Origin of the sequence: Lysinibacillus sp. FSL W7-1291 (assembly GCF_038593415.1) — a bacterium.
In the GTDB taxonomy this organism is placed as follows: domain Bacteria; phylum Bacillota; class Bacilli; order Bacillales_A; family Planococcaceae; genus Lysinibacillus; species Lysinibacillus fusiformis_D.
The window spans coordinates 3434500-3450370 of sequence record NZ_CP151994.1 but is presented as its reverse complement, the minus strand read 5'-3'; the positions used below and the strand labels follow the sequence as shown (position 1 = coordinate 3450370).

At 37.6% G+C, this 15871-nt stretch carries 13 protein-coding genes and 1 other annotated feature; of the genes, 6 read left to right on the top strand and 7 right to left on the bottom strand.

Translation table 11 applies throughout. The annotated features are described in order from the left end of the window. Positions 1-128: 128 nt before the first annotated feature. The gene (locus NST76_RS16575; RefSeq protein ID WP_036118752.1) at positions 129-641 is read right to left on the bottom strand and encodes a gamma carbonic anhydrase family protein; all 513 of its coding nucleotides are present in this window, start codon (positions 639-641) and stop codon (positions 129-131) included. A gap of 134 nt (positions 642-775) precedes the next feature. Here NST76_RS16575 and NST76_RS16570 point away from each other — a divergent pair, with 134 nt between their 5' ends. Both NST76_RS16570 and NST76_RS16565 read left to right on the top strand, forming a co-directional pair. Next, positions 776-1582 (top strand): alpha/beta hydrolase, encoded by an 807-nt coding sequence (locus tag NST76_RS16570; RefSeq protein ID WP_036118754.1) that lies wholly within the window; start codon positions 776-778, stop codon positions 1580-1582. A gap of 127 nt (positions 1583-1709) precedes the next feature. Then, on the top strand, positions 1710-3218 hold the full coding sequence (locus tag NST76_RS16565) for an alanine/glycine:cation symporter family protein (protein WP_036118756.1): 1509 nt from the start codon (positions 1710-1712) through the stop codon (positions 3216-3218). A gap of 64 nt (positions 3219-3282) precedes the next feature. Here NST76_RS16565 and NST76_RS16560 read toward each other — a convergent pair whose 3' ends face one another. Beyond that, positions 3283-3858 carry a class I SAM-dependent methyltransferase gene (locus tag NST76_RS16560; RefSeq protein WP_058845048.1) on the bottom strand — a complete coding sequence of 192 codons (576 nt, stop codon included), beginning with the start codon at positions 3856-3858 and terminating at the stop codon, positions 3283-3285. Next, positions 3855-4811 (bottom strand): TIGR01212 family radical SAM protein, encoded by a 957-nt coding sequence (locus tag NST76_RS16555; RefSeq protein WP_342544166.1) that lies wholly within the window; start codon positions 4809-4811, stop codon positions 3855-3857. The genes NST76_RS16560 and NST76_RS16555 overlap by 4 nt, the downstream gene beginning before the upstream one ends. Before the next feature lie 236 nt (positions 4812-5047). Between NST76_RS16555 and NST76_RS16550 the strand changes: the two genes are divergently transcribed. The 4 genes from NST76_RS16550 (at position 5048) to leuS (ending at position 11301) form a co-directional block, all read left to right on the top strand. Further along, positions 5048-6226 carry an MFS transporter gene (locus NST76_RS16550; RefSeq protein WP_036118761.1) on the top strand — a complete coding sequence of 393 codons (1179 nt, stop codon included), beginning with the start codon at positions 5048-5050 and terminating at the stop codon, positions 6224-6226. 146 nt (positions 6227-6372) lie between these two features. Then, complete coding sequence (locus NST76_RS16545) at positions 6373-6720, top strand: metalloregulator ArsR/SmtB family transcription factor (RefSeq protein ID WP_036118762.1); 348 nt, start codon at positions 6373-6375, stop codon at positions 6718-6720. Positions 6721-6776: 56 nt separating this feature from the next. Next, positions 6777-8519: a SulP family inorganic anion transporter gene (locus tag NST76_RS16540; protein ID WP_089934498.1), complete on the top strand. Its 1743-nt coding sequence runs from the start codon at positions 6777-6779 to the stop codon at positions 8517-8519. 66 nt (positions 8520-8585) lie between these two features. Then, positions 8586-8796: a binding site (T-box leader), on the top strand. 87 nt (positions 8797-8883) lie between these two features. Then, positions 8884-11301 carry a leucine--tRNA ligase gene (leuS, locus tag NST76_RS16535; RefSeq protein ID WP_342544164.1) on the top strand — a complete coding sequence of 806 codons (2418 nt, stop codon included), beginning with the start codon at positions 8884-8886 and terminating at the stop codon, positions 11299-11301. A 140-nt stretch (positions 11302-11441) separates the two neighbouring features. Here leuS and NST76_RS16530 read toward each other — a convergent pair whose 3' ends face one another. The 4 genes from NST76_RS16530 to NST76_RS16515 all read right to left on the bottom strand — a co-directional run bounded on the left by NST76_RS16530 (position 11442) and on the right by NST76_RS16515 (position 15844). Continuing rightward, positions 11442-12623, bottom strand: coding sequence for a nucleoside transporter C-terminal domain-containing protein (locus tag NST76_RS16530; protein WP_036118765.1), 1182 nt, complete (start codon positions 12621-12623; stop codon positions 11442-11444). Positions 12624-13087: 464 nt separating this feature from the next. After that, positions 13088-14350, bottom strand: a complete 1263-nt coding sequence (locus tag NST76_RS16525; RefSeq protein WP_342503520.1) for a permease — start codon at positions 14348-14350, stop codon at positions 13088-13090. A 4-nt stretch (positions 14351-14354) separates the two neighbouring features. After that, the gene (locus tag NST76_RS16520; RefSeq protein WP_342544162.1) at positions 14355-15053 is read right to left on the bottom strand and encodes a response regulator; all 699 of its coding nucleotides are present in this window, start codon (positions 15051-15053) and stop codon (positions 14355-14357) included. A 38-nt stretch (positions 15054-15091) separates the two neighbouring features. After that, positions 15092-15844, bottom strand: a complete 753-nt coding sequence (locus NST76_RS16515; protein ID WP_036118768.1) for a histidine kinase — start codon at positions 15842-15844, stop codon at positions 15092-15094. Positions 15845-15871: the final 27 nt, after the last annotated feature.

Below are 15871 nucleotides of genomic sequence, written 5' to 3'. Positions count from 1 at the left end.
AAAAAGGAAAGGGGCAATATTGTCCCCTTTGTTTTACAAAAAATCCCTCGCTACGATCCGTGAACATTTTGGTTACACGGAAATGCGAGGTATTTTTTTCGTTAATATTGAATTTTTGTGTATATTGTTTACTTCTGAAGGGATTTATAATATTGTCCTTTTTCTGCATATTCGCGCACGATACGTTCCATATCCTCTTTATCTTCTGCATTTAATTCACGGACTACTTTTGCCGGACGACCTAATGCTAAACTATTCGGAGGAATGACTTTACCAGGAGGTACTAGGCTTCCTGCCCCAATAAATGCACCCTCTCCAATCTCTGCCCCGTCTAATATAATGGAGCCCATACCAATTAAAGCATTTTTGCGAATTGTACAGCTATGTAAAGTGACTTGGTGTCCAACTGTTACCTCATCTTCAATAATTAGCGGAAATTTTGGGCTTTGATGTAAGCAACAAAGATCTTGGATACTGACACGTTTCCCAATAATGGTTGGGGAAACATCACCACGAATGACCGTATTAAACCAAATGGTTGTTTCAGCACCAATTGTTACGTCGCCCGTAACAGTTGCGTAATCAGCAATGAAGACAGATGGATCGATCTTTGGCATTTTATCTTTAAATGGATAAATCATGAAAATCGCCTCAATTCTTTCTATAATGTAGTATTATCGTATCAAATACGCAACTTTATGGAAATATAAAATTAAAATGAGCTATTTATTTCGATATAATCAATGTGTAATTATTTTTTAGGAGGACTATGTGAATGTGGAAATGGGAAGCTGAAGGACAAGCAAAGGCTGTGATTGCTATAGTTCATGGTGCATATGAAAATCACCGATGGTATGCATGGCTGATAGAGAAATTAAGATTGGAAGGCTTCCACATAGTCATGGGAGATTTACCTAATCATGGCGTGAATGCAAGGTTTGCTCGTGTCCATGATGAGGACTTCAAATTGTACAATAAATATACAAGAAATCTGATTGAGAATGCTTTTTCATATAATTTACCAACTTTTGTAATAGGACATGGGCTTGGAGCAACGTTAGTTCTTCACACAATGCAAAAGAAGCAATATGAATGTGCAGGCATTATTTTGACATCACCGTGGCTGCAATTAAAGCTTTTACCAGGTAAATTATCAAATGCTTTAACGAGTCTAAGTGCATTGACTGCAAATGTTAAAATGACTCACAATATTTCATATGAGAACCTTACACGCAATGTTGAAGGTAGGGACGAAATGAAAGATGAGGTACCATTCATGTCAGTCGTTTCAGTGAAATGGTATCGAGAGCTTCAGCAGATGATGAAAAATTTAGTGATGCTTCCAAAAGGTGAATTTCCGAATATGCCTATGCTCATTATGACAGCTGAGAAAGATAAAATTACGGAAACACGACAAACTCGAAATTGGCTCCATCAACAAGAGTTTACAGAGTTTCAATTTAAAGAATGGGCAAATTGCTATCACAATTTATTTCACGAAGTAGAACGAGAAGAGATTTTTATGTATATTCGTGATTTTATTAATAATGCTCTTCGAAGAATCGGTTATATCATTAAATAGGTTTTATCCCTTCCATTTACTAGAAGACTTACTTAAATATTGTTACTTAAATATAATGTTGTAATTTTCAGAAAAGTGTAATACTATAATGACTTAAAGTATGGTATTTTCAAATTGGAGGGGTAAAATGGAGGTAATCGTTGGTAAGTTGAATGGTATTTTATGGGGACCGTGGTTTATTTATGGTATTTTATTGATTGGACTTTTTTTCTCAATCATCACAAGGTTTCTGCAAGTAAGACACATTAAAGACATGTTTGTTTTAATGTTTAAAGGGGAGAAATCGGAAAAGGGGATTTCATCTTTCCAAGCAATGTCGATTGCATTATCAGGCCGTGTAGGTACTGGTAATATTGCTGGTACTGCAACTGCAATTGGGATGGGGGGACCTGGTGCTGTCTTTTGGATGTGGGCAATCGCTTTCATTGGTGCGGCTACCGCATATGTAGAGTCAACATTAGCACAAATCTATAAAGAAGAAAAAGATACGGAATATCGTGGTGGACCAGCCTTTTACATAGAAAAGGGAATGGGTCAAAAATGGTTTGCAGTTATTTTTGCTGTAGCTGCGTTGATTGCAATGCTAATTTTAATGCCAGGTGTGCAGTCTAACGCCATTGCAGGAGCTGTTGAAAACGCTTTTGGTCTGGATACATGGATTACAGGACTGATTATTGTAGTGTTGTTAGGTGCTATTATTATTGGGGGAGTTAAATCTATCGCGAATGCTGCCCAAATCATTGTACCGTTCATGGCATTAGCATACATTATTATGGCTATTATCATTATTGCTATGAATATTTCTGAGGTACCTGCAGTCTTTGCTTTAATTTTCTCAAGTGCCTTTGGTGCACAAGAGATTTTTGGTGGTATCATTGGTTCTGCGATAGCTTGGGGAGTGAAGCGTGGCATCTATTCCAATGAAGCTGGTCAAGGAACAGGGGCGCACCCTGCTGCTGCTGCGGAAGTATCACATCCTGCTAAACAAGGGATAGTACAAGCGGCGTCTGTGTACATTGATACATTATTAATTTGTTCTGCTACTGCATTTATGATTTTATTTACAGGTATGTACAATGTACATGATGAAAAGGCCGCTGAAGGAGCAGATCCATTTATCCATATTGGGGAATTCAATAGTGGCGGATTAGCAGGCGATGAGCAAATGACATTTGCGAAAAGTATTGAAGCAGGTGCTGCTTATACACAATATGCAGTTGATTCATCATTACCTGGTTTTGGAGCTCCATTCGTAGCAATCGCGTTATTCTTCTTTGCCTTTACAACAATTATGGCCTATTACTATATTGCTGAAACGAATGTCGCCTATTTATTCAGAGGTAGCACGGAGAAGATTTTCATTTGGATTGCGAAAATTGCCATTTTAGTTGCTGCCTTTTATGGTACAGTCCGTACGTCTGACCTAGCTTGGGCAATGGGAGATGTGGGTCTTGGACTAATGGTTTGGATTAACGTTCTTGCTATTTTAATTATTATGAAACCAGCTATCGTAGCATTAAAAGATTACGAGAAACAGAAAAAAGAGGGGAAAGACCCTGTCTTTGATCCTCGTAAACTAGGCATTAAGGGTGCAGATTTCTGGGTTGATTATAATGAGCAACGTAAAAATAAATAGTAAATGACGAAGGCTATCTACTAGTTTCTATTAAACTAGTAGATAGCCTTTTGCATGTCATGTATTAAATAGGAAATTCTTTCATTTTCTCTAACGCAATAACGAAAGGTGGATCATTTTGTTGATTGAGAAACTCGTATTTTAAGACATGTACATGTTTTTGTGGAAGCCTACTAACATAGTCCATGACCGTATCTCGTTCTTCCCTACCACCAGGATGACCATGATAAATAACAAGAATGATTAGGCCGCCAACCTTCAAAAGCTTTAGTAAATCCTCAATAGCTTGTGTCGTTGTAGCGGGCTTTGTAATAATGTCATGATTGCTGCCAGGTAAATAGCCAAGGTTGAAAATGGCTGCAGCTACAGGCTTGTGTACATACTGTGCTACGTCTTCATGCCCTTTATTAAGGACCAGTGCACGATGCTCTAAACCGTGATCTAAAAGGCGAAGGAGTGTTGCATCAACCGCTTCTTTTTGAATATCAAAGGCATAAACTTGTCCATTATCCCCCACAAGCTGTGCTAGAAACAATGTATCATGACCGTTTCCAGCAGTAGCATCGACGACCGTATCTCCCTCATCTATACTGTCCTTTAAAAGCTGCTGTGCATATTGTAAAACACGTTGTAGTTTCATTTTGTAACCTCAGCCTTATAAAACTTCCCTTGCCAGCTGCCACGACGTTCAAGCTCGGCATCAATACCATTCAATACTTCCCATTTATTGACGCTCCACATTGGTCCAATCATTAAATCAATCGGTCCATCGCCGGTAATACGATGAATGACCATTTCAGGTGGGAGAAGTTCTAATTGATCTGCTACTAGTTTTGTATAGACATCCTGATCTAAAAATTCTAACATGCCTTTTTCATATTGCTTCACCATTGGCGTCCCTTTTAGTAGATGTAGTAAGTGGATTTTTATGCCTTGGACATCTAGCTGTGCTACTGCTCGAGCAGTTTCCATCATCATGTTATAGTCTTCAAGAGGCAGGCCATTAATGATATGTGAGCAAACACGTATGCCGTGCTTGCGCAATTTTTCAACGCCTTCCACATAGGTTGCATAATCATGGGCACGATTAATCAGATTCGCTGTTTTTTCATGCACGGTTTGAAGACCAAGCTCAATCCATAAATACGTACGCTCGTTTAACTCTGCTAAGTATTCCACGACATCATCTGGCAAACAATCAGGGCGAGTAGCAATGGAAAGACCAACAACACCTTCTTGTGCTAAAGCAGCTTCAAATTTTTCCTTTAAAACTGGCAGTGGGGCATGTGTATTTGTATAGGCTTGGAAGTACGCCATATATTTGCCGTCCTTCCATTTCTGATGCATTTTGTCTCGGATTTCAGCAAATTGTACATCGATTGGATCTACCTTATTACCGGCAAAATCACCAGAGCCTGCAGCACTGCAAAATGTACAGCCACCAAAAGCGACTGTGCCATCACGGTTTGGACAATCAAAGCCTGCGTCTAATGCGACTTTAAATACTTTATGTCCGAATTGATCACGTAAATAGCGATTCCATGTATAATACCTTTTTCCTTCTGAAGGAAAAGGAAAATTCGTTTCTGTCATTTATTTCACTCCTCTAACGCTTTATTCTATCATGTGCTTTTCGTTCCGTCATGGGGGAAGGGCTTGATCGTTACATCAATGAAGAAAAATTGTAATGAAAACAAGAAAAAGACTTTTAAAACTTAGTTAAAGTATGATGGCATACTTGTAAAAAGGGTAAAATTATTTTTCTTGTGCTTTTAAGGTTTTCAGCATAAACTAGCTATTTAGAGAGGCGAAATAATGGAGGTCATCATATGCCAAAACGTGTTTGGTTTTTACTTATTGGAATGCTTGTGAACACAACAGGTAACTCTTTTTTATGGCCTTTAAATGCCATATATATGCATGATTATTTAGGGAAAACTTTAGCGATGGCTGGTTTTGTCTTAATGCTCAACTCTGCTGCTGGAGTATTGGGCAATCTATTAGGTGGTTACTTATTTGATAGAATCGGTGGCTATAAGGCGATTATGTTTGGCATCCTGCTAACGATTGCTTCATTAATAGGCTTAACAATTTGGCATGGTTGGCCACATTATGTGTGGTTTTTAACGATACTAGGCTTTAGTGGGGGCATCGTTTTTCCAAGTATGTTCGCATTAGCAGGGGCTGCATGGCCTGAGGGCGGACGAAAAGCCTTTAATGCGATCTATTTGGCACAGAATGTTGGTGTTGCAGTTGGCCCTGCTCTTGCGGGTATAGTGGCTGATTATCAATTTGATTATGTTTTTAAAGTGAATTTAGGCATGTATATTTTATTCTTTTTTATTGCTTTATTTACATTTAAACGTTTAGAGGCAGGCAGTATTGCCCCTAAAAATGTCGTCAGTGAAAGTAAACGAATTGTTAACAAAGCACCATTCTATGCTTTGTTAATTATTAGCGCATCCTCAGTGTTATGTTGGCTTGCATATTCTCAATGGAGTGCTACTATTTCATCCTATACTCAAGATTTAGGCTTAGGGTTAAAGCAATATAGTTTACTTTGGACAATAAATGGTTTGCTTATAGTTGTAGGTCAGCCACTCATTGCACCGCTTGTGAAAAGATGGGAAAACAATTTAAAGCGTCAGCTCGTATTTGGTGTAATTCTGATTGCCCTATCGTTTGGAATCATCGCCTTTGCGAGTGATTTTAAAATGTTTGGAGCCGCGATGCTTGTTTTAACGTTTGGTGAAATGTTCTATACCCCAGCATTACCAACCATCGCGAATCAGCTCGCACCAAAAGGTCGACAAGGATTCTATCAGGGCATTATCAATAGTGCAGCGACAGGTGGTCGGATGATTGGGCCATTATTCGGTGGGATAATGGTGGATCAATTTGGCATGATACCTCTTGTATTAACTTTAGTGGTCGTTGTGCTGTTGGCTATTATTCCATGTTTAACTTATGATTATCCTTTAAAAAAGAATAATATCGTTGCAGATTAATAGTGGGCAAGGAAGAGAGCAAAAACGAGTGATCAGCACTTGGTTTTGCTCTTTTTTTATTGAAGCTATTGAAAAATAATCGATACAGGCTTACAATCATACATATTCAAATATTTGAATATGTAGTAATGTGGAGGGTGTTTTTTATGGAAGAGGGTTTACAACAATTTAAGGCGGATTTTTTTAAAGCATTAGCACATCCGTTACGCATTAGAATACTGGAACTCCTTGTAGAAGGTCAGAAAAGTGTCAATGAGATTCAAGATTGCTTAGAGAAAGAGGGTTCTGCTGTTTCTCAGCAATTAAGTGTATTACGCGCCAAAAATATCGTTTATGGTGTGAAGGAAGGTAAAAAAGTCTACTATTCTTTAAGTGATCCGATGATTGGTGAATTACTTGGGGTGGCAAAGGATATTTTCAATAACCATTTAGTTAACACCATTTCGAGATTAGAGGAAATGACGAGCAATGAAGGTGACGAAGGCAATAAGTAAATCAAAGAAGTTGAAAAATTATGCTTTGCTTATTATTTCGAAGGGAAGATTTATCTATGAAGTCACTGTTTACAGGACGCTTTGAAGGGTATTCTGTTCATCACGTCAAGAAGGATCTATTATCCGGAATTATAGTTGGGATCGTCGCTATTCCACTTGCCATGTCTTTTGCCATTGCATCGGGGGTGAAACCCGAATATGGGATTTATACCGCCTGTATTGCGGGTATTCTTATTTCTCTTTTTGGTGGATCGAAATATCAAATTGGTGGGCCAACTGGGGCGTTTGTACCGATTTTATTAGGAATTGTCATTACCTATGGCTATGAGGATTTATTACTTGCAGGATTAATGGCTGGGATTATGCTTTGCTTAATGGGCATTTTTAAGTTAGGATCTTTAATTAAATTTATTCCTCGCCCTGTAACAGTTGGCTTTACAGCAGGTATAGCAGTTATTATTTTTACAGGTCAAATTGCCAACTTTTTAGGGTTAACAAATGTTAAAAGACATGAGTATTTTATTGCCAATATACAAGAAATTATGAAGCAGCTTGGAACGACCAATATGTATAGTATTTTGACGGCTGTTATCTGTTTTGTGACAATACTGATGACGCCGAAGTTTTTTCCAAAGGTTCCTGGAGCATTAGCAGGTATTGTTGTTTCTACACTTGTGGCCACTTTCCTCTTTACAGGACATGTTGCTACGATCGCGACAGCTTATGGGCAAATTCCGAATTCATTGCCTCATTTTGCTATACCTGATATCACCTTTGAACGCCTACAACTGCTTATTGGACCAGCGTTTGTCATCGCCATGCTAGGGGGCATAGAGTCACTACTATCGGCAGTCGTTGCAGATGGGATGACGAATAGTAAGCATAACAGTAATCGAGAGCTGATTGGTCAAGGAATTGCTAATATCGTGACGCCTTTGTTCGGGGGGATTCCAGCTACAGGTGCTATTGCACGGACTGCAACTAATATTAAAACAGGTGCAGTATCGCCTATGTCAGGTATCATACACGGAGTATTTGTTTTAGTTACATTATTGCTATTAGCACCATATGCGTCTCATATTCCATTAGCAAGTATGGCTCCTGTATTGATGGTTGTAGCCTGGAATATGAGCGAACGACACCATTTCTCACATATTGTGAAATTAAAATCGGGTGACTCGCTAGTGTTATTGATTACCTTTTTATTAACGGTGTTTACAAGTCTCACATTAGCAGTGGAAGTAGGGCTTGTATTAGCTGTGCTATTATTTGCAAAACGCATGAGTGAAAAGCTTGTTGTGACAAAGGTACTCCCAGACCATTCAAACAAAAGTGGGAAGGTACAGCCCCATGTCGTTCACCAGCAGCATGATTGTCCGCAAATTAGCATGTATACAATTGAAGGACCATTGTTCTTTGGAGCTGCTCAAATGTTTGAACAAAAAATTGAAAGCACTTTGCATCAGCAACCAAGAGTTTTGATATTGCGAATGGGGAAAGTGCCCTTTATGGATTCCACTGGTGAAGCATATTTTAGCAATATTATTGAAAACTTTACAGCACAGGGTGGTAAAATCCTGGTAACAGGTGTGCAAGGTGATTTAAAAGTAGCTCTTCAGCACAATGGTATTTACGATAAGATTGGAGCGCATCATTTTTATCAGCATACTGGAGAAGCGATTACTAAGGCTCTCGGCTATTTGGACACAAAGAAATGCATCGGATGCCAGCATTTTGCTTTTCATGAATGTAAGGATTTATCAAAATCTAAGGAAGAAAAGGAATTAATTCTTCAGTAATGGGTTAGTCTGTAAACAAAGGCTTGTGCTTTTCAATACTTTCCATTAGAATAAATGCAATATCATGTAAAGACTGTGATGAGGAATAGTAAATTTGTCGTTCTTTTTAGAGAGCTAGCGGCTGGTGGGAGCTAGTAAGAAAGCAAGTTGAACTCGCCTTCTGAGTCTGCCCGCGTGAAACAGCGTGTGTCGTTTCTTCCGCGTTAAGGAAGCTTGAGCCGAGTGTAATCACTAATTTGGGTGGTACCGCGGGAGTACAAATTCTCTCGTCCCTTCTATAAGAAAGGGACGAGTTTTTTTATTTTTTAAATATTTTGTCAATTATGATGAAGAGCAACATGATTCAATCGAAGGAGGAAAAAGAATGAGTTTTAATCATCTACAAATTGAAAAAAAGTGGCAGCAATATTGGGCTAATAACAAAACATTCAAAACTGAAAATGAAACAGCGAAGCCTAAATTTTTTGCATTAGATATGTTTCCATACCCATCTGGCGCTGGACTACATGTAGGACATCCAGAAGGATATACAGCGACAGATATTTTATCACGCTTTAAACGTATGCAAGGCTACAATGTATTACATCCAATGGGCTGGGATGCTTTTGGTTTACCAGCTGAGCAATATGCACTCGATACAGGAAATGACCCAGCAGAATTTACAGCTAAAAATATTGCAACTTTTAAACGCCAAATTCAAGAGCTAGGATTCAGTTATGATTGGGATCGCGAAATTAACACGACGGATCCAGAGTATTATAAATGGACACAATGGATTTTTATCCAGCTTTATAAAAAAGGTTTAGCCTATGTGGATGAAGTAGCTGTTAACTGGTGTCCAGCGCTTGGTACGGTATTGGCTAACGAAGAGGTAATTGATGGGAAATCAGAGCGTGGTGGGCATCCAGTAGAACGTCGACCAATGAAACAATGGATGCTTAAAATTACTGCATATGCTGATCGTTTAATCGACGACCTAGAAGAAGTTGATTGGCCAGAATCTATTAAAGATATGCAGCGCAACTGGATTGGTCGTTCAGAAGGGGCAGAAGTAACATTTGCTATTGATGGTTCAGATCAAAACTTCACGGTCTTCACAACACGTCCAGATACATTATTTGGTGCTACATATTGTGTACTTGCGCCTGAACATAAATTGGTAGAACAAATAACGACAGCTGAGCAACGTCAAGCTGTTGAGGCATATTTAGAGAAAGTGAAAATGAAATCGGATCTTGAGCGCACAGATTTAGCAAAAGAAAAAACAGGCGTATTCACAGGTGCTTATGCAGTGAATCCGATTAACGGGAAAAAAGCGCCGATTTGGATTGCTGACTATGTGTTAGTGTCTTACGGTACAGGTGCTATTATGGCGGTGCCAGCACATGATGAACGTGACTATGAATTTGCGACTGCATTTGGTTTAGACATCGTTCCTGTACTTGAGGGTGGGGACATTAGCAAAGAAGCATTTACAGGTGATGGTCAACATATTAATTCTGAATTCCTTAATGGTTTAAATAAAGAAGATGGCATTGCGAAAGCAATTGAATGGTTAGAGCAAAAAGGCGTTGGAGAGAAGAAAATTTCTTATCGACTACGTGATTGGCTATTCTCACGTCAGCGTTACTGGGGTGAACCAATTCCAATGATTCATTGGGAAGATGGCACGATCACACCTGTTCCAGAATCAGAATTACCATTAGTGCTTCCAAAAACAGATAATATCCGTCCATCGGGTACTGGTGAATCACCATTAGCTAATATTGCTGAATGGGTGAATGTTGTAGATCCAGAGACAGGCAAAAAGGGTCGCCGTGAAACAAATACAATGCCACAGTGGGCTGGGTCTAGCTGGTACTTCTTACGCTATATCGACCCTACAAATACAGAGGCGATTGCAGATCCAGCGTTACTAAAACGTTGGTTACCAGTAGATATTTATATTGGAGGAGCAGAGCATGCAGTACTGCACTTACTTTACGCTCGCTTCTGGCATAAAGTTCTTTATGATCTAGGTGTTGTTCACACGAAAGAGCCATTCCATAAATTATTTAACCAAGGTATGATTCTTGGTGAAGGTAATGAAAAAATGTCTAAATCGAAAGGTAATGTTGTAAACCCAGATGAAATCATTTCATCACATGGTGCCGATACATTACGTTTGTATGAAATGTTCATGGGACCATTAGAGGCATCTGTTGCATGGTCAACAAATGGTTTAGATGGGGCACGTCGTTTCTTAGATCGTATTTGGCGTCTATTTGTTAATGAAGAAGATGGTGCCATTTCATCAAAAATTCAAGTGTCTAACGATCAAACACTTGAAAAAGCATACCACCAAACAGTGAAAAAAGTGACAGAGGATTACGAAGGTATCCGCTTTAACACAGCTATTTCACAGATGATGGTATTTATCAATGATTGCTATAAAGCTGACGTTATTCCAGCAGAGTATGCGGAAGGCTTTGTTAAAATGCTAGCACCAATGGCGCCGCATATTGCAGAAGAGCTATGGCAGCTATTAGGTCACGATTCAACACTTTCTTACGAGCAATGGCCAACATACGATGAAACGAAGCTTGTGGATGATGAAGTGGAGATTGCCGTGCAAGTGGCTGGTAAAGTCCGTGCAAAAATCGTCGTAGCGAAAGATGCTTCAAAAGAGGATATCGAAAAAGTAGCGCTTGCTGATGAAAAAGTACAAGAATATATGGCAGGAAAAAAACTAGTGAAAATCATCGTTATTCCAAGCAAACTTGTCAATATTGTCGTTAAATAAAATGATCTAAATAATAAAAATGTACATTACTAAATGAAATTTTAGTGATGTACATTTTTTATTTTTCGTGAAGAGTTTATAGTGGATAATTTAAAAAACTACACTCCATAACTATCGGAGTGCAGTTCAAATGATGATGTTTAAATAATCAATCCAACAATAATAGCTGTTAGGATACTGACAAGTGTGGCTCCGTACAATAACTTTAAGCCAAAACGAGCAACGACATTACCTTGTCTTTCATTCAACCCTTTAACTGCTCCGGAAATAATACCGATGGATGAAAAGTTGGCAAAGGATACAAGGAATACCGAAATAATGCCCAGTGTACGTTCACTCATGGACTCTGAGACGTCGCCAAGGTTGATCATGGCAACGAATTCATTCGTTACTAATTTAGTGGCCATTATTCCACCAGCTGAAACAGCGTCTGCCCATGGGATACCCATTAGGAAAGCTATTGGTGCAAAAATATAGCCTAATATTTCTTGGAAAGAAACACCGATAATCATATCAAACAATGAATTGATTAAATCCATTAATGCTACGAAACCAATTAGCATGGCTCCAACAATGATGGCTACCTTAAAGCCATCCATAATATATTCACCAAGCATTTGGAAGAAAGCTTGCTTCTGCTCATCTTCAATGGTTAAGATATCTTCCTCTTCTTTTACGGTATACGGATTAATGATGGAAACAATTATAAAACCACCAAATAAGTTTAAAACAATCGCCGTTACGACATACTTTGGTTCAATCATCGTCATGTACGCGCCAACAACTGACATCGAGACGGTCGACATCGCGGATGCACATAATGTATACATACGCTGTGGCGCAATCTTATCTAATTGTTTTTTGACTGTAATGAATACTTCCGATTGTCCAACCATTGCGGAAGCAACAGCATTATAGGATTCCAATTTTCCCATTCCACTTACTTTACTCAACAGTAATCCTATCCATTTCATGAAGAAAGGGAGAATTTTAAAATGCTGCAAAATCCCAATTAAGACTGATATAAAGACAATCGGTAATAATACAGCTAGGAAGAACGGAGACTCTCCTTCATTTGCTAATCCACCAAAAACAAATGATATCCCTGCATTTGCGTAAGACAATAAATGATCAAATACTTTGGTGATTCCTTTGATTAAAACAAAACCAATTGTCGTATTGAGTAGTAGAGCTGCCAATAAAAATTGGATGATTAACATCACCACTATATATTTATATTTTATTTCTTTTTTGTTTTTACTCATTAATAAAGCTAGGGCAAAAACAAGTAACAATCCACAAAAGGATATTAAGTATCTCATAAGTTCCTCCATAAGTATGTGTAATAGTTTGTCCTGATGTTCCAAATTCAGAAGAACAGCTAAAGATCTTAATTAGTCAGACGTCAGACAAACAATCTCACTATAACAGTTTTTTTGCTAGTTATTCAATAGATAATAGAAAAAAAGTATGCAACAGGGCATACGAATACGATAAATACAGTTCTATAACAAGAAAAGCTCATGTCAAAACACTTTTTTATTGTGTGAAGTTTTTAAAATTTTATGACCAATGTGTAAATGAAAACGTAGGAAACCAACTAGGGAAGTGAAAGTGTAAGGCGTGTTTGGGAAGTTCTGACCATTGTGGCAAACGTACGAGTGGTGTTATTTAAAGATGCAGAAGAAGGTATTCAGGATGTATTTTTTTACCTAATCATTATTTATGAAAACATAAAAGACATATATTTAGTTAACTACAGACTAATGCCTGACCTCCATATATTTTAGGGTTCAGGCATTTTTTCTATAGTATCGGTCTGAAGCATTAATTGATAAATGCTAGAGATCATAAAGCTAGTTGCTAATCCGTAAAGTGCATTGAAGCTTAGGGCAACGCCAATTCCTATGAGGATAGATAGCAGTATGACAAACCAACTATGTTTATGAATACGGCGATTCGTAAATAAAAGAATTAACATAAACGGCAGTATGGTAATGTGCAGGAACGCGAAAGAATAAATAACCCCTAAAATCGTTAAATCGATAGATAAGAAAAAGGTAAGTAAAATGACCATAAGTCCAATTAAGTAAAAATAATAGGGTCTTTTCTTCATAAAAAAACGTTTTGTTGCACGCATATCTACAAGTAAGGACGTCACAACGGCCAACAGGACAATGACAAGGAAAGCGAATGTCAGAAACCCAGGCTGTACTTCATATAAGAACGTAAAAATTAGCACTTGAAACTGACCAAAGGAGCCACTGTATAAAGCAATCATTAAAATAGCTGTAAAGGATAATGTTAATAATGCTAAAATCACACCTGATGAAAATAGGCTGCGACGTATTTTTTTGGGCTTGATAAATGCAATTAAATACCATGTTGATTTATCAAAAAGTACTTGTCCTAAAACGGCTAATTGAATAATGACATAGAACAGGAGGATTTCGCTATTTTTAAAATAAAATAAATAAGGGTGGTATAAACGAATGCCTTCATAAACGGTGCTTGCTCCATTTTGTACAAAGTAGTAAATAGGGATAAAAATAAGTAATGAAAACAGGGCGATGATAAATAAAATTTCTAGCCACAGTATACTTTTCACAGACATGATGCGATCAAACAGTAACATACCGGTTAGAAATAAAAAAAGCGTAATGGGTATCGGGATATTTAACATGATTTCAGACAAGACACTAATGCTAATTAATTGAATTAACCAAAGTTCAATGCTTGTCAAAAGGTAAAACAGTCGTATCACTTTTAAATTCATACCACTCAATTTTTGTTGTATGGTAGAGAGTAAAAAGCTTTGTGTATGCTGGTTTTGCTTGTAATTCCTTTTATTTAACAAGGAGCTCAATACAATAAATGAAATGGCTGTTGCTAATGTATAACAAATGCCTGCCATAAAGCCATAAGAAATAAGAGCTGAGGGAGAGGACAATAATAAATTACCGTTAATCCATCTTGCTAAAAGAATGATGACGCCTGCTGCTGTGCTTAAACTTGCAAATGGTACGAGCAATGAATAATTTTTTAACATACTATCAAATACCTTTACTCATTTTAGCGGATTTATATTGACGTGGCGATAGATTATACTTTTTCTTAAAGGCCACACTAAAATAGTGTTGGCTATTAAATCCACAGCTCTCCGCAATTGCAGACATGCTTGCGTCCAGGTTTTCATTTATTTTCTTCACGGCCATTTCGAGGCGGTAATTATTTATATACTCATTAATGCCAATAGACTGCTCCTCCAAAAATTTACGACTTAAGTAGCTTGGATTCAAATGGATCTTTTCTGCAATAATATTTAAACCGAGCTTTTCATAATAGTTTTCATGGATATAGGAAAGCGCGCTTTGAATCGCATCATGGTTGGAGCTCCATACTTTATATTTCTCCACAATCGCATCTAATTCACTAGCAATAACAGGTTTTGTAAGATAATCTTTTACCCCGATACGCAATGCTTGCTGGGCATATTCGAAGGTCTGATAAGCGGTTACCATAATGATGTCTATTTCATACATTTCTTTTAATTCCTTGCTCAAAGTGATACCATCTTTCCCAGGCATTTGGATATCCAAAAAGGCGATAGTCATACGGTGTTTTTTAGCTAATTGCAGAGCTTGTGAGGCATCCTGAGCAGTATGGAATGTCCAATTAGGGAAATGCGGTTTTAATAAATAAATCATTTGCTCTAGCTCTAACGGCTCATCATCTGCGATTAAAATATGCATGGTGAGATTCTCCTTTCACATTCAAATTGATAGAAGGGCTAAGCGGGAACGTGAATTGTAACTGTGTAAAACTGTTCATTATTTTGAATCGAAAATAAAACATTTTCGAGACCATAAATAAGCTCAAGCCGTTGTCTAATATTTTCAAGACCATAACCTTGCTGTAATTCATCTTCTAGCTGCTCAATAGCAGTTTCTATCTTTTCTAAGGGCTGTGTATTTTTTATTTCTATTAATAAGATCTTGTCCATTTTTTTTATCGTAATGGATAACTCAGCAGGTCCTATATGCTTTTCAAAGCTATGTTTATATGCATTTTCAATAATGGTCTGCAAAATAAATGGAGGTATTTGTACAGATAGAGCTTCATCATCCATATCCTTATGAATCGTCAGACGATGTCCAAAGCGTAACTGTTGAATATTTAAATAGCTATCCATAAATTGTATCTCGTTCTTTAACGCGATTAAAACCTCATGATTATTGTATTTAAATTTAAAAAACGTTGCTAAGGCCTCAATACCCGCAACCAAATCTTCCTTACGATTGATGCGGGCTAGGCTTAGCAATGAATTTAATGCGTTAAAAAAGAAATGTGGTTGTATTTGCTGATTTAACTGAAGAATATTCGCTCGTTGTAAATCCTGCTTGAGCTCTAAACTTCTCTTTTCTTCCTCAAGGCTATCGATTTGTTTTTCGAAAATAAATATAAAAGTAAGCAGAAAAGCTCCAATAATTGGAGCAATTACACATAGGAGAATATATATGTTGAAGGTTTCTAGTTGTAACATAATGATCTCTCCATTTATTTTATAAGT

Bases quoted from the DNA above. Each gene is read 5' to 3' on its own strand.
- NST76_RS16575 (WP_036118752.1), bottom strand. From the start codon at position 641: ATGATTTATCCATTTAAAGATAAAATGCCAAAGATCGATCCATCTGTC.
- NST76_RS16570 (WP_036118754.1), top strand. From the start codon at position 776: ATGTGGAAATGGGAAGCTGAAGGACAAGCAAAGGCTGTGATTGCTATA.
- NST76_RS16565 (WP_036118756.1), top strand. From the start codon at position 1,710: ATGGAGGTAATCGTTGGTAAGTTGAATGGTATTTTATGGGGACCGTGG.
- NST76_RS16560 (WP_058845048.1), bottom strand. From the start codon at position 3,858: ATGAAACTACAACGTGTTTTACAATATGCACAGCAGCTTTTAAAGGAC.
- NST76_RS16555 (WP_342544166.1), bottom strand. From the start codon at position 4,811: ATGACAGAAACGAATTTTCCTTTTCCTTCAGAAGGAAAAAGGTATTAT.
- NST76_RS16550 (WP_036118761.1), top strand. From the start codon at position 5,048: ATGCCAAAACGTGTTTGGTTTTTACTTATTGGAATGCTTGTGAACACA.
- NST76_RS16545 (WP_036118762.1), top strand. From the start codon at position 6,373: ATGGAAGAGGGTTTACAACAATTTAAGGCGGATTTTTTTAAAGCATTA.
- NST76_RS16540 (WP_089934498.1), top strand. From the start codon at position 6,777: ATGAAGTCACTGTTTACAGGACGCTTTGAAGGGTATTCTGTTCATCAC.
- leuS (WP_342544164.1), top strand. From the start codon at position 8,884: ATGAGTTTTAATCATCTACAAATTGAAAAAAAGTGGCAGCAATATTGG.
- NST76_RS16530 (WP_036118765.1), bottom strand. From the start codon at position 12,623: ATGAGATACTTAATATCCTTTTGTGGATTGTTACTTGTTTTTGCCCTA.
- NST76_RS16525 (WP_342503520.1), bottom strand. From the start codon at position 14,350: ATGTTAAAAAATTATTCATTGCTCGTACCATTTGCAAGTTTAAGCACA.
- NST76_RS16520 (WP_342544162.1), bottom strand. From the start codon at position 15,053: ATGCATATTTTAATCGCAGATGATGAGCCGTTAGAGCTAGAGCAAATG.
- NST76_RS16515 (WP_036118768.1), bottom strand. From the start codon at position 15,844: ATGTTACAACTAGAAACCTTCAACATATATATTCTCCTATGTGTAATT.